The 19,594-nt window shown below is 72.1% G+C and carries 17 protein-coding genes; 8 read left to right on the top strand and 9 right to left on the bottom strand.

Going from position 1 to position 19,594, the window contains the following annotated elements; genetic code table 11:
• Window positions 1-196: 196 nt before the first annotated feature.
• From ACF1BH_RS19900 to ACF1BH_RS19865, 8 genes are all read right to left on the bottom strand, one after another.
• Window positions 197-1,501: a hypothetical protein gene (locus ACF1BH_RS19900; protein WP_391643826.1), complete on the bottom strand. Its 1,305-nt coding sequence runs from the start codon at window positions 1,499-1,501 to the stop codon at window positions 197-199.
• A gap of 304 nt (window positions 1,502-1,805) precedes the next feature.
• Window positions 1,806-2,786: an N-acetylglucosamine kinase gene (locus tag ACF1BH_RS19895; RefSeq protein WP_391643824.1), complete on the bottom strand. Its 981-nt coding sequence runs from the start codon at window positions 2,784-2,786 to the stop codon at window positions 1,806-1,808.
• Window positions 2,777-4,030, bottom strand: coding sequence for a 6-phospho-beta-glucosidase (locus tag ACF1BH_RS19890; protein WP_391643822.1), 1,254 nt, complete (start codon window positions 4,028-4,030; stop codon window positions 2,777-2,779). The genes ACF1BH_RS19895 and ACF1BH_RS19890 overlap by 10 nt, the downstream gene beginning before the upstream one ends.
• A gap of 16 nt (window positions 4,031-4,046) precedes the next feature.
• A complete protein-coding gene (locus ACF1BH_RS19885) occupies window positions 4,047-4,952 on the bottom strand; it encodes a carbohydrate ABC transporter permease (RefSeq protein WP_391643820.1) in 906 nt (301 codons plus the stop codon).
• A 4-nt stretch (window positions 4,953-4,956) separates the two neighbouring features.
• Entirely contained in the window at window positions 4,957-5,910 is a 954-nt protein-coding gene (locus ACF1BH_RS19880; protein WP_391643818.1) for a carbohydrate ABC transporter permease, read from the bottom strand.
• An 11-nt stretch (window positions 5,911-5,921) separates the two neighbouring features.
• A complete protein-coding gene (locus ACF1BH_RS19875; RefSeq protein ID WP_391643816.1) occupies window positions 5,922-7,262 on the bottom strand; it encodes an ABC transporter substrate-binding protein in 1,341 nt (446 codons plus the stop codon).
• 59 nt (window positions 7,263-7,321) lie between these two features.
• Window positions 7,322-8,488, bottom strand: coding sequence for an ROK family transcriptional regulator (locus ACF1BH_RS19870; protein WP_391643814.1), 1,167 nt, complete (start codon window positions 8,486-8,488; stop codon window positions 7,322-7,324).
• A gap of 273 nt (window positions 8,489-8,761) precedes the next feature.
• On the bottom strand, window positions 8,762-9,850 hold the full coding sequence (locus ACF1BH_RS19865; protein ID WP_391643812.1) for a mechanosensitive ion channel family protein: 1,089 nt from the start codon (window positions 9,848-9,850) through the stop codon (window positions 8,762-8,764).
• Between the two features lie 317 nt (window positions 9,851-10,167).
• Here ACF1BH_RS19865 and ACF1BH_RS19860 point away from each other — a divergent pair, with 317 nt between their 5' ends.
• From ACF1BH_RS19860 to alc, 7 genes are all read left to right on the top strand, one after another.
• Window positions 10,168-10,704 carry an HNH endonuclease gene (locus ACF1BH_RS19860; RefSeq protein WP_030283966.1) on the top strand — a complete coding sequence of 179 codons (537 nt, stop codon included), beginning with the start codon at window positions 10,168-10,170 and terminating at the stop codon, window positions 10,702-10,704.
• Window positions 10,705-11,038: 334 nt separating this feature from the next.
• The gene (locus ACF1BH_RS19855; RefSeq protein WP_391643809.1) at window positions 11,039-11,305 is read left to right on the top strand and encodes a hypothetical protein; all 267 of its coding nucleotides are present in this window, start codon (window positions 11,039-11,041) and stop codon (window positions 11,303-11,305) included.
• A gap of 109 nt (window positions 11,306-11,414) precedes the next feature.
• Entirely contained in the window at window positions 11,415-11,651 is a 237-nt protein-coding gene (locus tag ACF1BH_RS19850; protein ID WP_391644082.1) for a hypothetical protein, read from the top strand.
• 212 nt (window positions 11,652-11,863) lie between these two features.
• On the top strand, window positions 11,864-12,844 hold the full coding sequence (locus ACF1BH_RS19845; protein WP_391643807.1) for an acyl-ACP desaturase: 981 nt from the start codon (window positions 11,864-11,866) through the stop codon (window positions 12,842-12,844).
• A gap of 107 nt (window positions 12,845-12,951) precedes the next feature.
• A complete protein-coding gene (locus tag ACF1BH_RS19840) occupies window positions 12,952-13,899 on the top strand; it encodes a DMT family transporter (protein WP_391643805.1) in 948 nt (315 codons plus the stop codon).
• Between the two features lie 50 nt (window positions 13,900-13,949).
• Complete coding sequence (locus ACF1BH_RS19835) at window positions 13,950-14,948, top strand: LysR family transcriptional regulator (protein WP_391643803.1); 999 nt, start codon at window positions 13,950-13,952, stop codon at window positions 14,946-14,948.
• Window positions 14,949-15,057: 109 nt separating this feature from the next.
• On the top strand, window positions 15,058-16,200 hold the full coding sequence (gene alc / locus ACF1BH_RS19830) for an allantoicase (RefSeq protein WP_391643801.1): 1,143 nt from the start codon (window positions 15,058-15,060) through the stop codon (window positions 16,198-16,200).
• A gap of 135 nt (window positions 16,201-16,335) precedes the next feature.
• On the opposite strand, the gene pepN is transcribed toward alc, so the two are convergent.
• Complete coding sequence (pepN, locus tag ACF1BH_RS19825; RefSeq protein WP_391643799.1) at window positions 16,336-18,906, bottom strand: aminopeptidase N; 2,571 nt, start codon at window positions 18,904-18,906, stop codon at window positions 16,336-16,338.
• 119 nt (window positions 18,907-19,025) lie between these two features.
• Here pepN and ACF1BH_RS19820 point away from each other — a divergent pair, with 119 nt between their 5' ends.
• Complete coding sequence (locus tag ACF1BH_RS19820) at window positions 19,026-19,589, top strand: Uma2 family endonuclease (RefSeq protein WP_391643797.1); 564 nt, start codon at window positions 19,026-19,028, stop codon at window positions 19,587-19,589.
• Window positions 19,590-19,594: the final 5 nt, after the last annotated feature.

Here is a 19,594-nt window from a genome sequence, read left to right as displayed (position 1 = left end):
GCCCGCCGCGCGGCGGCTCCAGGGGCGGTGGCCGCACGGCCCGGTCCGTAGGCCGGACGGGCACCGTGGCCCCCGGAGAGTACCCAGTCCGCGGCGAGGTTCCGTACTCCGGTCGCCCCCGGCGGCCCGATCCTCCCGGTGCGGCCGGTCGGCCCGAAGTCGGCGGGCCGGCCGGTGCGTTCGGCCGCGGGCCCGCTCACGCCCCGCCCCCGGGGCCCGGCCGGTCCCCGGCGAGCGCCTCCGCCGCCGCCCGCTGGTAGCGCGCCACCGCCGCCTCCGCCGCCCGCAGATCGCACGGTGCGCTCCACAGCAGCCGCCGCGCCGCGTCGTACCGCTCGCCCGGCAGCGGATCGCCCGCCAGACCGCGCCGGGCCAGCTCCGCCCGGTACGCGTCGAGGCGGCCGCGCAGCTCGGCGCGGACCGCGAGCGGCGCGGTCACCGCCGTCAGCGACTCCCGGGCGCGCAGCAGTTCGTCCTCGGCGCTCTCCTCCAGCCGGTCCAGCAGCGGCGAGAGGCGGTGCCACTGGGCGCGGCGCCGGAAACCGGCGGCGGCCGCGAGCTGTTCGTGCAGCGCCGTCGACGGGCCGCTGACCGCCGGGACCTCGCACGACGCGATCTTCGCCAGCACCTCGCCGCGCGCCTGCCGCGCCTCGGTCAGGGTGCGCTCGGCGCGCGAGAGGACGTCCCGCAGCCGCATCAGCCGCGCCTCGGCGTCCTGCCGTACGTCCAGCACCGCCTCGATCTCCCGGCGGACGTCCTCCAGCGCGCGGGCGGCCCGGTCGTAGCGGGTGGTGTCCGGCCGGCCGCCGCCCGGTGCGGCGCTGCCGCCCGCCGGGGCCACCCAGAACGCCAGCGGGTCGGCGATCACCTCGGCGCGCAGCCGGGTCAGTTCGCCGGTGATGTCCTCCAGGTCGTCACCGGAGGGGTGGGTGCCGGGGCGGACGCCCACGGAGTGCGCCAGCGAGCGGGTGCGCCGCAGCTCCTCGGCGAGCAGGTCGATCCGGGCGGGCAGCGTGGACCAGACGGCGTCCGCGGCGACGATGGTGTCCAGCGCGCGGGCGTAGCGGGCGTTGAGCCGGGCCACCAGCTCGCGCAGGGTGCACAGCTCCCTGCCGGCACTGCCGGCCCCGTCGGCGCCGCCGGCCGGGATCTGCGCGTCGCGCAGCAGTCCGGTCAGTTCGGCGAGGTCGTCGGGGGAGAGCCAGCGCCGCCGCTCCCGCAGGGCGCGGACGGTCTCCAGCGTCTCGGTGTACGCGTCGAAGTCGGCCCAGAGCGCGACCAGCGAGCGTTCGGTGGCCGCCCAGCGCTCCGCGGTCACACCGGTCAGTTCGGCGCCCTCCAGGAGGCGCCGCCCCGCGTGGTCCTGGAGCGCCTGGAGCGAGGACTCGATCGCCTCGTACTCGGCGCTCAGCCGCTCCACTGCGCGGTCGGCCTCCTCGCGGTCCAGCGCCTGGCCGGGCGGCCGTTCCGCGGATCCGGGGAAGGGTCCCAAGACCCCCATCGATCACCTCTCCAAACTGCGTACGGGGCGCGGTGGTTGGTGCGCTTCGGCCGCCTCTCGGGTGCTGCTGCCCCCACTTTTCCTCCATAGTGACGCCCCGACGCCCCGCGTGGGGACGATCAGCGGGGTATTTCGCCGACGGTGGTCCCGCGATGCCGGAAACGCCGGAATTAGGAGGGGTGCGGGTCCCGGGACCCGCACACGGAACCCGGGACCCGCACACGGAAGAGGCGCGGGGCGGAGGCGCGGCCTCCGAGGTCGCCGCGCCTCCGCCCCGCGCCCCTGCGCGCGGATCCGTCCGCCGTTACGTCCAGGTCTCCCGCAGCCGCGCGTACGCCGCCGCCGGTGCCCCGGCGCGGTCCAGGGCGGAGAGCGCGGCGCCCAGCACCGGGGGAGCGGTCACCACGTGCGCGACGGCCTTCGGCGCGCGCTCCGCCAGCAACCGCACCACCCGCTCGTGCAGCAGCGGATGGCGGGCGGCCAGCACCCCGCCGCCGAGCACCACGCGGATCTCCTCACCGAGCAGTTCGAGGCGGTCCAGCGCGACCGCCGCCAGCAGTACCACCTCGTCCGCCTGCCGCTCCACGATCGACCGGGCCACCGCGTCGCCGTCCGCCGCGACGGCGAAGAGCACCGGCGTCAGCTCGTACCGCCGGTGGTCGGGGAGGCGGCGCAGGTGCAGCGCCTCGATCAGTTCGGCCATGGTGGTCAGCCCGAAGTGGGCGGGGAGCGCCCGGGCCAGTGCGCTGGGGCCGCCGCGGCCGTCCTCGGCGCGCGCCGCGAACCACAGCGCCTCGTCGGCGAGGTGGCCGCCGCCGCCCCAGTCGCCGGAGATCCGGCCGACCGACGGGAACCGCGCCGTCGCCCCGTCCCGGCCCAGGCCCACGCCGTTGATCCCGGCGCCGCACACCACGGCGACGCCGCGCGGTTCGGCGCCGTCCGGCAGTCCGGCGCGCAGCAGCGCGAAGGTGTCGTTGGCGACGGTCACCGACCCGGCCCAGCCGCGGCCGGCGATCTCCGCCTCCAGCGCGGTCTCCTCGACCGGCAGGTCGGCGTTGGCGAGGTACGCCGAGACGTGCGCCACCGGGCCCTCGGCGCCGGCCTGCGCCAGGACCGACGCCACCAGCGGCGCGAGGACGTCCACCGCGGGGCCGACGCCGACCACCGGTGGCTGGAAGCCGCCGCCGCGGGCCGTGCCGAGGACCCGGCCGTCGGCGCCCACGAGGGCCACGTCCGTCTTGCTGTTGCCCGCGTCGATCGCGAGTGACGCGCCGCTCAGGCCCACGTCAGGTGCTCCCGGTTGTGTGCGAGGAGATCGTCGGTCAGCTGCTCGGCGTAGGCGATCTGGCCGATCAGCGGGTGGGCGAGCAGCGCCTGGAAGACCCGGTCCCGGCCGCCCTTGAGCGCCGCCTCCAGCGCCAGTCGCTCGTACGCGGTGACGTGGGAGATCAGCCCGGAGAACAGCGGCTCCAGGGGGCGTACGGGCAGCGGCTTCGCGCCGGTGGCGTCGACCGTCGCCGGGACCTCGATCACCGCGTCGTCCGGCAGGAACGGCAGCGTGCCGTGGTTGAAGGTGTTGACGATCTGGGTGTCGCCGGTGTCCCGCAGCAGCGAGGACGTCAGCGCCACCGCCGCCTCGGAGTAGAACGCGCCGCCCCGCTTGGCCAGCAGCTCCGGCTTCTCGTCCAGCTTCTCGTCGCCGTACATCTCCAGCAGCTGCTTCTCGATCGCGGCGACCTCCGCCGCCCGCGAGGGCTTGCGCCGCTGCTCCCGCACCACCTCGTCGTGCTGGTAGTAGTAGCGCAGGTAGTACGAGGGGACGACGCCGAGGCGGTCCACCAGGGAGCGCGGCATGTGCAGGTCCTCGGCGACCGCGTCGCCGTGCTCGGCCAGCAGCCGCGGCAGCACGTCCTCACCGCCGACCCGCACGGCCCGCTCCCACGTGAGGTGGTTGAGCCCGACGTGCTCCAGCTCCACCCGCTCCGGCGGGACGTCCAGCAGCCGGGCGAACTTCCGCTGGAAGCCGATGGCGACGTTGCACAGCCCGACGGCCCGGTGGCCCTCGGTGAGCAGCGCCCGGGTGACGATGCCGACCGGGTTGGTGAAGTCCACGATCCAGGCGTCGGGGTTGCGCCGCCGCACCCGCTCGGCGATGTCGAGGACCACCGGGACGGTCCGCAGCGCCTTGGCGAGCCCGCCCGCGCCGGTGGTCTCCTGGCCCACGCAGCCGCACTCCAGCGGCCAGGTCTCGTCCTGGTTGCGGGCCGCCTGCCCGCCGACGCGCAGCTGGAGCAGGACCGCGTCGGCGCCGTCCACGCCCGCGTCCAGGTCGGAGGTCCAGGAGATCCGGCCCGGGTGACCCTGCTTGGCGAAGATGCGCCGGGCCAGCCCGCCGACCAGCTCCAGCCGGTCGGCCGCCGGGTCGATCAGGACCAGTTCCGCGAGCGGCAGGACGTCCCGCAGCCGTGCGAAGCCGTCGATGAGTTCGGGGGTGTAGGTCGACCCGCCGCCGACCACTGCGAGTTTCATGGGAACAGCCACAGGTTCAGCCCTTTACTCCGGTGAGAGTGACGCCTTCGACGAAGGCTTTCTGTGCGAAGAAGAACACGAGGATGACCGGGGCCATGATCAGCAGCGTCGCCGCCATGGTCAGGTTCCAGTCGACGCTGTGCGCGCTCTTGAAGGATTCGAGGCCGTAGGAGAGCGTCCAGGCCCCGGGGTTCTGCGCCGCGTAGATCTGCGGGCCGAAATAGTCGTTCCAGCAGTAGAAGAACTGGAACAGCGCGATGGCGGCGATTCCGGGCTTCGCCATCGGCACGATGATTTTCAGCAGCGTACGGACCTCGCCGCAGCCGTCCACCTTCGCCGACTCGACGTACTCCTGCGGAATCGTCAGCAGGAACTGCCGCAGCAGAAAGATGGAGTACGCGTCACCGAACGCCATCGGGATGATCAGCGGCCACAGCGACCCGGACAGATGCAGCTGCTGTGCCCAGACCAGATACATCGGGATGACGACGACCTGCGGTGGCAGCATCATCGTGGAAATCACCAGGATCATCGCCGTCCGGCGGCCCCGGAAACGGAACTTCGCCAGCGCGTACGCCACCGGAACCGCCGAGCAGACCGTGAACAGCGTGCCCAGACCCGCGTACATCAGGGAATTCTTCCACCAGTCCAGGAAGCCCGGCGTGTGGAAGACGGTGGCGTAGTTGGACCAGTGCCATTCGGTGGGCCACAATTCGCCGCTCATCGCCTGGCCGTCGCTCATCACCGACGTCAGGAAGACGAAGACGAACGGCAGCACGAAGAAGAGCGCGGCGGCGATCGCCACCGTGTGCACGGCGATCCAGTGCAGCAGCCGGGTGCGGCGGGCCCGCAGCGCCGGACCGCGCGCGTCGCCGCCGGTGCGTGCCGGTGCGCCGGGGGCGCTCAGGGTCGTGGTGGTCATGGGATCAGTCCTCCGCCGGGAGCAGACCCGCGCGCTTGCGCATCAGCAGGGTGGTGACGGCCATGGCGATGACGAAGAGCACGAGCGAGAGCACGCACGCCGCGCCGGTGTTGAAGTTCTGGAAGCCCAGCGAGTAGACGAGCTGCGGGACGGTCAGCGTGGAGTGGTCCGGGTAGCCGGGCTGGATGACCGTGCCGGGGCCGATGGTGACGCCGGAGGCGAGCTTCCCGGCGACCAGCGCCTGTGTGTAGTACTGCATGGTCTGTACGACGCCGGTGACCACCGCGAACATCACGATCGGGGTGATCGCCGGCCAGGTGACGTAGCGGAACTTCCCCCACGCCCCGGCGCCGTCCAGTTCCGCCGCCTCGTACTGCTCGCGCGGCACGTCGAGCAGCGCCGCCATGAAGATCACCATCAGGTCGCCGATACCCCACAGCGACAGCAGCACCAGCGACGGCTTCGCCCAGTTCGGGTCGTTGAACCACGACGGCGCGTCGATGCCGACGGCGCCGAGGATCTCGTTGACCGGCCCGCTGCCCGGGTTCAGCAGGAAGACGAAGGCGACGGTCGCGGCGACCGGCGGCGCCAGATACGGCAGGTAGAACGCGGTGCGGAAGAACCCCGCCCCCGACTTGATCTTCGTGACGAGCAGCCCGATGCCGAGCCCGAAGACCACCCGCAGCGCGACCATCACCACGACCAGCCACAGCGTGTTCCACAGCGCCGGACCGAACAGCGGCATCTGCGTCAGCACGTACTTCCAGTTCTTCAGCCCCACGAAAGCGGGCTGCTCGATCTGGTTGTAGTGCATGAACGAGAAATAGACGGTGGCGAGCAGCGGATACCCGAAGAAGACCGAGAATCCGACCAGCCAGGGGGAGAGGAAACCGACCGTACGCAGTCTCTCGCGCAGTTTCTTACGGCGCAGCGCGGGCGCGTGGGTGCCAAGTGCCATGGGTGGCTCCGTCAGTTCTCGGACTGGAGGTTGTCGGCGTCGATCTGCGCGTCGAGGGTCCGCAGCCCCTTGTCGAGATCGGGCACCTTGCCGGCTTCGACGTTGTAGGAGAAGTCCTGGAGCGTGGTGACGTACTGCCCGCCGTTGTTGGACGGGGGCAGCGCCGAACTGTGCGGGTTCTTCGCGATGTTCAAAAAGGTGCGGAACGTCGGATCGGCGTCCAGTTTCGGCGATTTCAGCGCCGCGAACGTCGAGGGGACGTTGTGGATGGCATTGGCGAACGCGACCACCTGATCGGTGTCCGCGGTCAGGAACTTCACCAGCTCCCAGGCGGCGTTCTGATGCATACTGCTGTGCGCGACACCGGCGATGGTGCCGGTGAGATAGCCGCGCCCGTACGTGTCCGCCTGGTCGTCGGGGACCGGCAGCGGCGCGGTGTCCCAGCCGAACTTCGCCTTCGCGTCCTTGAGCATCAGCCCACGCCACTCACCGTCCAGGTGCATCGCCACCTTCTGGGTGAGGAAGGCGTTCTGCGACGACATCTCGTCGCCGAACATGGTGCGGAACTTCTCCAGCGGACCGTAGCCGCCCTGCGCCTTGATCAGTTTGAGCTGGGTACGGAAGAAATCCTTGCTGCGCGGATCCTTCGCCAGCGCGGCCTTGCCCTCCGTGTCGAAATACGTCGGCCCCCACTGCGCGAACAGCCGGTCCGGGCTGTTCTGGTACAACCGGAAGGCCGGCATGAAACCCACCCGCCGGTACGAACCGTCCTTGCGCCGTTCGGTCAGTTTCGCGGCGTCCCGCTCGAATTCCGACATCGTCCGCGGCGGCCGGTCGATTCCCGCCTTCTTGAACGCGTCCTTGTTGTAGTAGAGCCCGTACGCGTCGGCCAGCAGCGGCAGTGCGCACTGCCGCCCGCGGTATTGCGTGTAGTCGAGCAGCGTCTTCGGGAAGATCTTCTTCTTGTCCAGCCCGCTCTTCTTCAGGAACGGGTCGAGATCCGCCCACATGCCCGAGGAGCAGTACTGCCCGACGTTGTTGGTGGTGAACGACGACACCACGTCGGGCGCGTCGTCCCCGCCCGCCCGCAGCGCCTGGTTCATCGTCTCGTCGGTGACGTTGCCGACGGCCTCGACCTTGATGTTCGGGTGCGCTCTCTCGAAGCGGGCGATGCTGTCGTTCACCGCCTTCACCTCACCCGGCTCCGACCAGCCGTGCCAGAACTTCAGCGTCACCGGTTTTGTCGGATCGTCCCGGTCGCTGCCGACGCTCGGCCGGGCACACCCCGACACGAGCAGCCCGGCACCGGCCAGCGCCACGATCAGGCAGCGGCCTGCGCGCGAGGATGGCATGGCGTACTTCCTTTACGGCGGGAGGAATGAGAAAGGGGAAGTGAAAAAGTGCAAGGAATTCAGGCCGTGTTGAAGACGGTGTCGCGGGCGGCGGCGAGTGCCGTGCGCAGGGCGCCGGTGAGAATGGGATTGCCGTCGAGATGGCTGATGCGCAGTTCCGGCCGGGGCAGCGCGAGCCCCGTGAACTCCTCCTCGACCAGCGCCCGCAGCTCCTCCCCGCCGGCGTGCGCGACCGCCCCGGACAACACCACCAGCTGCGGATCGACGACCGCCACCACCGCGGCCAGCCCGGTGGCCATCCGCACCGCCACCTCCGCCCGGACGGTGTCGACCCGCAGCGCCTCCTCGACGGTGCGGACGTGACCGGCGCCGTGCCGGTGGGCGAGTTCGACGACGCTGGGCGCGCCGACCAGGCTCTGGAAGCCGCCGCCGCCGTCGGCCCGCGCGGCGCTGCGGTCCCCGCCGCGCGCCAGCGGCGCCCCCGGCAGCGGCATGTAGCCGATCTCCCCGGCACCGCCGGTCGCCCCGCGCAGCAGTACGCCGTTGAGCACGATCGCGGCGCCGACGCCCTCGTCCGCCCAGACCAGCACGAAGTCGTCGTAGTCCTGGGCGGCGCCGTCGTGCTGCTCGGCGACGGCCGCGAGGTTGACGTCGTTCTCGATCTCGATGGGCGTGCCCAGGACCTCCGCCAGCTCCTCCTGGAGGGCCCGCGAGTGCCAGCCGGGCAGATGCGGCGCGTACCGCAGCCGCCCGGTGCCCGGGTCCAGCGCGCCCGGCGTACCGATCACCGCGCCGTGCAGCTGCTCACGGCCCAGCCCGGCCTTGGCGAGCGCCCCGTCGACGGCCGCCGCGACCAGTTGCGCGGTGCGGTGCGGTACGTCCTCGGCCACCGCGTCGGTGCCCACCCGTGCCTCGCCGCGTACCTGCCCGGCGATGTCGGCCACGGCCGCCGTGATCCCCTCCTGATCCACGGCGAGCGCGGCGACCTGCGCCACGAACGGATTCACCTCGTAGAGCTGGGCGTTGGGCCCCGGGCGCCCGGTGACGTTACCGGTGGTCCGCACCAGCCCGACGGCCTCCAGCCGTGCCAGCAGCTGGGAGGCGGTGGGCTTCGACAGGCCGGTCAGCTCGCCGATCTGGGTACGGGTCAACGGTCCCTGGGACACGAGCAGGTCGAGTGCGGCCCGGTCGTTCATCGCGCGCAGTACCCGAGGCGTTCCGGGCATCCCCGCTCCCGCTGCCGCCATGTGCGCCCCCACCCCGTTCCCGGTGGCGCCGCCACCATCTGTTAGGAAACTTTCCAATCGGTGCAAGGACGGTAGGGCGCACCCCGAGGGGCCGTCAATGGTTTACGCGCGAAGACTTTTCCCGAAGATCCCCGGACCGTCATCTGCTGCCCACCGCCCGGCCGTTGACCGCGCCGCGGGTACCGCCACACGACACGGCCCCCGTACCGCGCGGGGCGGTACGGGGGCCGTGGGACGGCGGGGTGCGGGCCGCTACTTGCCCAGCTTCGGCCGGGCGATCGGCGCCGCGGCGAGGGACTGCGGCGAGTCCGGGTTGTTGAGCGCGGACGGTGCGGCCACCGCGGCGGACGGGTCCGCGGCCTCCCCGTCCTCCTCCTCCGGCTCCGGGCGCGGTGCGAGGCGGATCGCGGCGCGGTCCAGCGCCTGCTTGACCCGCCAGCGCAGCTCCCGCTCGACGCCGCCGGCCTTCCCCGGCATGGTCTTGGCCGAGAGGCCCAGCGTGACGGTCTCCAGGGAGACCTCGCTCAGGCCCAGCACCTCCACCGGCTCCCACAGCTGCTCGTTCCACGGCTCGGCCTTGGACATCTCCTCGCCGGCCGCCGTGATGACCTCACGGGCCCGCTCCAGATCCTGGTCGGCGGCGAGCTGGACGTCGACATGGGCGGTCGCCCAGCCCTGGCTGAGGTTGCCGATCCGCTTGACCTCGCCGTTGCGTATGTACCAGATGGCGCCGTTCGGGCCGCGCAGCTTCGTCACCCGCAGACCGACCTCGATGACGGTGCCGGTGGCCACCCCGGCGTCGATCTCGTCGCCGACGCCGTACTGGTCCTCCAGGATCATGAAGACACCGGAGAGGAAGTCGGTGACGAGGTTGCGGGCGCCGAAACCGATCGCGACACCCGCCACACCGGCGCTCGCCAGCAGCGGCGCCAGATTGATGTTGAGCACCGACAGCACGGTGAGCGCCGCCGTGCCCATGATCACGAAGGAGGCGACGGAGCGCAGCACCGAACCGATCGCCTCGGAGCGCTGCCGGCGCCGCTCGGCGTTGACCAGGAGCCCGCCGAGCGCGGTGCCCTGGGCGGCGTTCGCGGTGCGGTTCATCCGGTCGATGAGCCGGGTCAGCGTGCGGCGCACCACATGCCGCAGCACCACCGCGATCACGACGATCAGCACGATCTGGAGGCCGGACTCGACCCAGTTGCCCCAGTTCTCCTGCACCCACCCGGCCGCGTTGGTGGCCTTCTCCGTCGCGTCCTCGAAGGACGTCGGACCGGTGGCGTCCGGCGCCGGTGCGGCGCTGTAGGGCGCGGCGGCGACCGCCATGGCTGACCAGTGCACAGCAGAACCTTCCGTGTGGGGCGGGATGCCCGGACCGAGGGGGCGCCACGGCTCGGACGGCCACCACACTAACGGGGCAACGCCACCGAACCGCGCCCTTGTTCGAACGTCAACGCCTTCCGGGGCGTTCCCGGAGCGCCACGAGTGCGCCCGAATGAGGGCGAAGTAACACCGTGCCGCGCGAACTGAGGGGGTGTGCCGGAAAACACCTCCGGCCCGTTACCCGGTCATGGTGGCGCCGCGCCCGGGCACCGGGTGACACTGGGGGAGATCGTCCCGGCGCGAGCCACGCGCCGCCGGCGTACAAGGAGGCACCCGTGCCGCATGTCCTGGTCCTCAACGCGTCGTACGAGCCGCTCGGCGTCGTACCGCTCCGCCGCGCGCTCGTCCTCGTCCTCAATGAGAAGGCCGTCAGCCTTGAGGAGTCCGGCGCCCTGATGCACAGTGCGACCCGCGTCATCCCCGCCCCGAGTGTGGTCCGTCTCAAACGCTTCGTGCGGGTGCCTTTCCGCGGTCCCGTCCCTCTCACCCGGCGGGCGCTGTTCGCCCGCGACGGAGGCCGCTGCATGTACTGCGGCGCGGTCGCCACCAGCGTCGACCATGTAATCCCCCGCAGCCGCGGCGGTCAGCACACCTGGGAGAACGTCGTCGCCGCCTGCCGCCGTTGCAACCACGTCAAGGCCGACCGCCATGTCGCCGAGATCGGCTGGCGGCTGCGCCACCAACCGGCCCCGCCGTCCGGCCTCGCCTGGCGGATCATCGGGACGGGCCACCGCGATCCGCGGTGGCTGCCGTATTTGCAGCCGTACGGCGCCGACGACGCCCTGGCCCGGATCAGTGCCGTGACGGCCTAGATCCGGGCCTTCGTGCGCCGGGCCCGGCCCGGGGCGCACGGGCTGCCGCGCGGGCGGGAGCGCCGTCCCGCCGCCCGGCGGCCCGGGCGTCCCGGGTCGCCGTATGTCCGGGGCCGGTGCTCGCGGTGGATCGCCGGACGGTCTCGCGCCCCGCAGAACTTGCCGTCGGAGGGCCGCTCCCGCCGCAATCTGTGCGCCCCGTTCCGGGCCGCGCCGTGAAATCGCCCGTCCCTTAGGGTGTGATGTGGGTCACGTTTGCTGGTCGTTCGCGTCTGTGATCCCGATCGCTGGGTAGCCCAGCCCTTGACCCACTGCCGACGAACGGGAGGCCCTTGTGGCCGCGTCCGCTCAGTTGCTCCTCGACGCCCTGTCCTCCAAACCCGGCGACGGGCCCGTGGAGCCGGACTTCTTCGACGGGCTCTCCGGCCCCGACTGCCTGGACGGCTCCGGCTCCGCCAGCTTCGTCGAGCCGCCCCTGACCAGCGAGCCGCCGCTCGCCGCCGGCGCCCCGCTCACCAGTGAGGTCCCGATCTCCGCCGAACTGCCGCTGACGAGCGAGCCGACCGCCACCGGTCTGGGCACGGAGTCCATGGAGGTCTGACGGCCTCCGGCCGGGCGGTCCGACGCCTGTACCGCCCCCTTTCTCCGGCGGTGCCGCCTTGCGCCACCCCGGGCGCGCGGGCGGCCGGGGCGTCCTATACGTTGACTCCGTGAACAAGGTCAAGAAGAACGCCCTGCGCGCCGGAACCGTCACGGCCGGCACTGCGCTGATGCTGCTGATGTCGTCCCCCGCGTTTGCGTCCGTTCGCGACGACGGCGACGACCCGGGTCCGGGCCTGAGCGTGCTCTCCACGCTCGGCCTCTACGTCGCCGCCCCCATCGTTCTCTTCCTGGTCATCGCCGGGCTGGTCATGGTGGGCGACAAGTCCCGCAAGCAGGCCAAGTAAGGTCTGACGCCGGGCACCGACGCCTTTCAGGGCGCCCTTCGGTTCGTAAGAACCGAAGGGCGCCCTTTGTTGTTTCCGCGGGCGAACAAGGTGAAATAAGGCGATTTGGCGGGTCAGGGACTTAACTCGGCCTCACTTACGATGCCGTAACCTACGGAGCCGTAGGTCCAACTTACGGTTCCGTAGGTCATCGTCCCCCCAGGAGTTCCCCCGTGACCATCGCCCCCGCCCGCCACGACGGAGAGCCTGGCCTCAGTGCCTGGAGCGACGCCCACCTCCTCTACGCGCTCGAAGAGGTCGTCGAGAAGGAGCTGAACCGCCATCTGAAGGTCGCCAAGGAGTGGATGCCCCACGAGTACGTGCCGTGGAGCGACGGCCGGAACTTCGACGGCGTCATGGGCGGTGAGGCATGGGCGCCCGAGCAGTCCAAGGTGACCGACATCGGCCGCACCGCTCTCGTGGTCAACCTCCTCACCGAGGACAACCTCCCCAGCTACCACCACGAGATCGCCACCCTCTTCGGCCGCGACGGAGCCTGGGGCACCTGGGTGCACCGCTGGACCGCGGAGGAGGGGCGGCACGGCATCGTGATGCGCGACTACCTGCTCACCAGCCGCGCGGTCGACCCCGTCGAGCTGGAGCGGTTCCGGATGGCCCACATGTCGGAGGGGTTCGAGTCCGACAACAGCCACAGCATGCTGCACTCCATCGCGTACGTCGCGTTCCAGGAGCTGGCCACCCGCATCTCGCACCGGAACACCGGCCACCACTCCGGTGACCCGGTCTGCGACCGGATGCTGGCCCGGATCGCCACCGACGAGAACCTCCACATGGTCTTCTACCGCAACCTCCTGCGCGCCGCCTTCGAGCTGGCCCCGGACCAGACCATGGCCGCCGTCCGTGATGTCGTCACCGCCTTCCGGATGCCCGGCCACGGCATGCCCGGCTTCGAGCGGGCCGCCGCCCGGATGGCCATCGGCGGGATCTACAACCTCCGCATCCACCACGACGACGTGCTCCAGCCGGTGCTGCGCCACCTCAAGGTGCTGGAGATCGGCGGCCTCGGGCCGGTCGGTCTGGCGGCCCAGGAGGAGCTGGGGATGTTCATGGGCGGGCTCGACGACCAGGCCCGCGCGTTCGACGAGCGGCGCGCCGCCATCGAAGCCCGCCGGGCGGCCCGCGCCGCCTCGTAGGACACACCATTCAGTTCGGCTGAACAGAGTGCGTCGAAATTTTCGATGGACCTGATGTTTCCGGAACTGCCACGGTGGGTGGGCCTCCCTCCGACCGAAAGGACACCGTGGCAGTTCTGGAACGGCCCCGCACCCCTCGCACGGGCACGGCGCGCGCCATCGGCCTGACGCTCGCGCTCACCGCGACCGTCATCTGGTCCGGCAACTTCGTCATCGCCCGCGCCCTGCACGCGACGGTGCCCCCGGTCCAGACCGCCTTCTGGCGCTGGATCGTCGCGCTCGTCGCCGTCGCGCCCCTCACACTGCCCGAGGTCCGCCGGCAGTGGCCCGCCGTCCGCCGCCACCTGCCGCACCTCGCCGGGGCCGCGCTGCTCGGCGTCACCCTCTTCAACACCCTCATCTACCAGGCCGGACGCACCACCTCCGCCACCAACATGGCGATGATCGCGGCCGGTTCGCCGCTGCTGATCGCCGCCTTCGACCGCCTCGGACGGCGCCGCGCCGCCCCCGCGCCGGACGGCGCCCCGCTCGGCGCCCGCCGCCTCGCCGGGATGCTGCTCGCGCTGGCCGGGGTGGTCGTCCTCGTCGGCGGCGGCTCCCCGGCCGCCCTCGCCCGGCTCGACTTCGCCCCCGGCGACCTGTGGATGCTCGCCGCCACCGCCACCTTCGCCGGATACAGCGCACTGCTGCGCCGCCGCCCCGACGGCATCGGCCAACGCGCCTACCTCTTCATGACGTTCGCCCTGGGCGCCGCGATGCTGCTGCCCGCCTACGGGGTGAGCCTCGCCGTCGAGGGCGGCTTCCCGCTCACCGCCGCCACCGCCGGCCCGCTGCTCTACATCGGCGTCCTCTCCTCCGCCGTCGCCTTCTTCACCTGGAACACGGCGATAGCCCTGGTAGGCGCCGCCCGCGCCGGGGTCGTCTACTACCTCCAGCCGGTCTGTGTGGCGCTGCTGTCGTACGCGGTCCTGGGCGAGGGCGCCGGGCCCGTCCAGGCGGTGTGCATGGCGCTGATCGTGGCGGGGGTCGTCCTGGGGGCGGGCGGCAGGCGGTGAGCCCGCCGGAGGGGCGTCCGGGCGCGCCGCCCGATGCGTACGCTGCCCGCATGGCCGACTGGGACATCAAGAAGCTGCGGATCCTGCGCACGCTGCACGAGCTGGGCACGGTCACCGCGACCGCCGAGGCGCTGCACCTGACGCCGTCGGCCGTCTCCCAGCAACTGGCCGGCCTCGCCAAGGCGCTCGGCGTCCCGCTGCTGGAGGCGCACGGCCGCCGGGTGCGGCTGACCGACGCCGCCCATCTGGTGCTCCGCCACGCCGACGTCGTCTTCGCCCAGTTGGAGCGCGCCGACGCGGAACTCCTCGGCTATCTGCGCGGTGAGGCGGGCCGGGTCCGCATCGGCGCGTTCTCCACCGCCATCCCCGCCCTCGTCGTCCCCGCCGTCCAGGAGCTGCGCCGCACCCACCCCGGGCTCGCCGTCGCCGTCCGCGAGGCCGAGGCGGAGGCCGCGTACGAGCTGCTGGCCGAGGGCAGCGTCGATCTGGCGCTCTCCCTCGCCGCGCACGCGCCCACGCCCCGGGACCCCAAGTTCAGCCGGCTGTCGCTGCTCGCCGACCCGTTGGACGTGGCGCTGCCCGCCGGGCATCCGCTCGCCGCCGAGCCGGGGCTGCGGCTGGCCGATCTCGCGGGCGAGCCGTGGATCTTCGGATCCAGCGGCCCCTGGTCGCAGATCACCACCGCCGCCTGCGAGAACGCCGGTTTCGTCCCCGAGCAGGCGCATGCCGCCGCCGACTGGAACGCGATCTGGGCGATGGTCGCCGCGGGCATGGGCGTCGCGCTGGTGCCCCGGATGGCGCGGCCCGGCGTCGGCGCGCCCGCCCGGGGCACCGGCGGCGGCCCCGGCGTCGTGCTGCGGGTCCTCCACGCCGACCAGCCGCGCCGCCATGTCGTCGCCGCCGCCCGCCGCGGCTCCGAGGGGGCGCCGGGCCTGTCCCGGGTGCTGGCCGCGCTCCAGCAGGTGGCCGCGGCGCGCGCCGGTGCCCGGACGGCGCCCGCGGACGGCGACGCGCCCCCGGACGGGCCGCCCACCGTTCAGTCCATCTGAACAACGACCTCACGAACTGTCGATGGACCTGCCGGGTGGCCGCTGCGACGGTGGAGAGGTCCGCAGCGCCGCACCACCGAAGGGCGCCTCACTTCACCGAAGGGCGACGATGACCACCACCCCGGCCGACTCCACCGATCCGCACGCCAACGACGCCAACCCGTACGGCGGCGGCGACCCCTTCGCCGACTACCGCGGCGGCGACCACGCCTTCACCTCCCTCGTCGACCTCGCCGACCGGCGGTTCGGCGCCGGGGTGATCGCTGCGAACGACGAGTTCTTCGCCGAGCGCGAGAACCTGCTGAAGCCCGGCCCGGCGGTCTTCGACCCCGAGCGCTTCGGCCACAAGGGCAAGATCATGGACGGCTGGGAGACCCGGCGGCGCCGCGGCGCGGACGCGGACCACCCCTTCCCGACCGACGACGAGCACGACTGGGCGCTGATCCGCCTCGCCGCCCCCGGCGTGATCCGCGGCGTCATCGTCGACACCGCCCACTTCCGCGGCAACTACCCGCAGCAGGTCACCGTCGAGGCGACCGCCCTCCCCGGCAGCCCCGGCCCGGAGGAGCTGCTCGCCCCGGACGTGAAGTGGGAGGAGATCGTCCCGCGGACGCCGGTCCGCGGCCACGCCGCCAACGGCTTCGAGGTCACCACCGAGCGCCGCTTCACCCATCTGCGCCTCAAGCAGCACCCCGACGGCGGTATCGCCCGGCTGCGGGTCCACGGCGAGGTCGTGCCCGACCCGGCGTGGCTGGCCGCCCTCGGCACCGTCGACCTGGCGTCGGTCCTCAACGGCGGCGCGGTGGAGGACGCCTCCGACCGCTTCTACTCCTCGCCCACCCAGATCATCCAGCCCGACCTCTCCCGCAAGATGGACGACGGCTGGGAGAACCGCCGCCGCCGGGTCAAGGGCACCCACGACTGGGTCCGCTTCCGCCTTGCGGCCCAGGGGGAGATCCGCGCGATCGAGATCGACACCGCCTACCTCAAGGGCAACTCCGCGGGCTGGGCGGCGCTGTACGGCTGCGACGGCACCCCCGAGGACGAGGACTCCTGGTTCGAGATCCTGCCCCGGACCAGGCTCCAGCCGGACACCCCGCACCGCTTCGCCCTGCCCGAGGCGGTCACCGCCACCCACATCCGCCTCGACGTCTTCCCCGACGGCGGTCTCGCCCGGATGCGCGTCCACGGCAGCCTGACCGCCGACGGGCGCCGGGCCCTCGGCGAGCGCTTCACGGCGCTGGGCGGCTGACGGAACGCGGCGGGCCCGACCGGAGCCGCCGGCCGGCCGCGGCCGGTGCGCACGGCCCGGCCACCCGCCGCTGACGGAGAACGGGGCGCCCGGGACCACACGGCCCCGGGCGCCCCGCCCGTACGGAAGCTCCGGTCAGCCCGCGGCCGCGTCCGCCGCGCGGGCCTTCAGCGCCCGCTCGACGCCCGCCCGGGACTCCACGACCAGCCGCCGCAGCGCCGGGCTCGGCTCCGCCGACGCCAGCCACGCGTCCGTCGCCTCCAGCGTCTCCGGGGTGATCCGCAGCGCCGGGAAGAGCCCGGTCACGATCTGCGAGGCCATCTCGTGGCTGCGCGCGTCCCAGATGTCCTTCACCGCGTCGAAGTACTTCGCGGCGTACGGCGCCAGCTGCTCCTCCTGGTCGTGCTGGAGGAAGCCGCCGATGACGGCCTCCTGCACCGCGTTGGGCAGCGTGTCCGCCTCGACGACCGCGGCCCAGGCGGCGGCCTTCGCCTCCGCCGTCGGCCGGGCCGCCCGCGCGGACGCCGCGTGCTGCTCACCCGCCGAGGTGCGGTCGCGCTCCAGCTCCGCCGCGATGGCCTGCTCGTCGGCGCGGCCGGTCGCCGCCAGCCGGCCCAGCAGCGACCAGCGCAGATCGGTGTCGATGACCAGCCCCTGGACCGTCTCGGTGCCGTCCAGCAGCGCCTGGACCAGGTCGAGGTGGGCGTCGGAGCGGGCCGCCTCCTTGAACGCGCGGGCCCACGCCAGCTGGTGGTCGCTGCCCGGCGCCGCCGCCCGCAGCTGCTCCAGCGCCGCGTCCGCCCACCGCGCCAGACCCGTCTCGCGCCACGCCGGGTCCGCGTACATGTTCAGCGCCAGCGACACCTGGCGGTGCAGCGACTGGACGACGCCGATGTCCGACTCCTTGCCGATGCCGGAGAGCACCAGCGCCAGGTAGTCGCGGGTGGGCAGTTCGCCGTCGCGGGTCATGTCCCACGCCGACGCCCAGCACAGCGCCCGCGGCAGCGACTCGGTGAAGTCGCCGAGGTGGTCGGTGACGACCTTCAGCGACTCCTCGTCCAGGCGGACCTTGGCGTACGACAGGTCGTCGTCGTTGAGCAGCACCACGTCCGGCCGCCGGGTGCCCGCCGGGAACGGCACCTCGGTCAGCGCGCCGTCCACGTCCAGCTCGATGCGGTCGGTGCGGACGAGCGCGCCGTCCTTCAGGTCGTAGCAGCCGATCGCGATGCGGTGCGGGCGCAGCACCGGCTCGCCGGTGGCGCCGGCGGGCAGCGCGGGGGCCTCCTGCCGGACGTGGAAGGAGGCGACCGTGCCGTCCGCGGCGAGGGTGATCTCGGGCCGCAGGATGTTGATGCCCGCGGTCTCCAGCCACTTCTTCGACCAGGTCTTCAGATCCCGGCCGCTGGTCTTCTCCAGCGCGCCCAGCAGATCGCTCAGCCGGGTGTTGCCGAAGGCGTGCGCCTTGAAGTACTCCTGCACGCCCTGGAAGAACGCGTCCATGCCGACGTACGCGACGAGCTGCTTGAGGACGCTGGCGCCCTTGGCGTAGGTGATGCCGTCGAAGTTGACGAGGACGTCGTCCAGGTCACGGATGTCCGCCATGATCGGGTGCGTCGACGGCAGCTGGTCCTGGCGGTAGGCCCAGGTCTTCATGGAGTTCGCGAACGTCGTCCACGAGTGCGGCCACTTCGAGCCCGGCGCGTACGCCTGGCAGGCGATCGAGGTGTAGGTGGCGAACGACTCGTTCAGCCACAGGTCGTTCCACCACTCCATGGTGACCAGGTCGCCGAACCACATGTGCGCCAGCTCGTGCAGGATGGTCTCGGCGCGCGTCTCGTACGCCGCGTCCGTCACCTTCGAGCGGAAGACGTACTGGTCGCGGATGGTCACCGCGCCCGCGTTCTCCATCGCCCCGGCGTTGAACTCCGGCACGAAGAGCTGGTCGTACTTCTCGAAGGGGTACGCGTAGTCGAACTTCTCCTGGAACCAGTCGAAGCCCTGCCGGGTGACGTCGAAGATCTCCTCGGCGTCCAGGTGCTCGGCGAGCGAGGGACGGCAGTAGATCCCCAGCGGCACCGTCCGCCCGTCCGCGCCTTCCCAGCTGCTGTGCACGCTGTGGTACGGACCGGCGATCAGCGCGGTGATGTACGTCGAGATGCGCGGCGTCGGCGCGAACGTCCAGACGGTGCCCTCGGGTTCCGGCGTCGGCGAGTTGGAGATCACCGTCCAGCCCTCGGGCGCGGTGACGGTGAACGCGAACGTCGCCTTCAGGTCCGGCTGCTCGAAGGAGGCGAACACCCGGCGGGCGTCCGGCACCTCGAACTGCGTGTAGAGGTACGCCTGCTGGTCGACCGGGTCGACGAAGCGGTGCAGCCCTTCGCCGGTGTTGGTGTACGCGCAGTCGGCGACGACGGTCAGCTCGTTGCGCCCGGCGAGCAGGGAGGGCAGCGCGATCCGGGAGTCGGCGAAGACCGCGGCCGGATCCAGCGCGGCGCCGTTGAGGCGCACCTCGTGCACGGTCGGCGCGATCAGGTCGATGAAGCTCTCGGCGCCCGCCTCGGCGCAGTCGAAGCGCACCGTCGTGACGGACCGGAAGGTGCCGCCCTCCTGCGCGCCGGAAAGATCGAGAACGATCTCGTACGCGTCCACGGTCAGCAGTCGCGCCCGCTGCTGTGCCTCGTCGCGGGTCAGGTTCGTGCCAGGCACCAGGTCATCTCCTCGTAAGAGTCCTCGTCTGCGGGGTGCGGCCATCCTTCCACGCCCGCATTGTCAGGGTCGGTGGGTACTGTGATCGGAGAGGCAGTCGGCACTAGGAGGTGGTGGCCATGGCGGTTCTCGACCGACTCTGGCGGGATGTCGAGGCACAGAGCCGAATCGAGGGTTACGTCGTTGAGATCATCGACGGAAAGGTGATCATGACGCCGCAGAGCCCGACCCAGTCGAACACCATCCGCAGCCTGATCCGGCAGGCGGAACGCGAGCTGGGAGAGGAGGTCCCCCTCGTTTTCGACGTGGGCATCGACTTCCCGGGAGAGACCTCCCTGGCTCCGGACCTCGCGATCCTCGACCTCGACGCCCAGCCACGCGGAAAGCGTTACGTCTACATGGATGTCGTCGCGGCCATCGAGGTCGTCTCGACGGCGGCCGACACCAACGATTACGTGACGAAGGTGGCCAAGTACAGCCGCTTCGGCATCGAGACCTACCTGATCATCGACCCGTTCACCCGCGTGTGCACCCTGCACGAGGGCGCGGTGGGCGCGCAGTACGAGAAGAGCAGCACATACCGGTACGGGGACGTGGTGGAAATGGAGCTGGCCGACGGCCGGAAGTTCTCCATCGACACCAGCGGCTTCCCGGGGGAGACGGCCGCACGGCCCGCTGAGTGAGCAAG

The sequence above is a fragment of the Streptomyces sp. NPDC014733 genome, assembly GCF_043083385.1.
Lineage (GTDB): Bacteria > Actinomycetota > Actinomycetes > Streptomycetales > Streptomycetaceae > Streptomyces.
The sequence above is the reverse complement of the archived record's forward strand: the minus strand, read 5'-3'. Positions and strand labels throughout refer to the sequence as shown.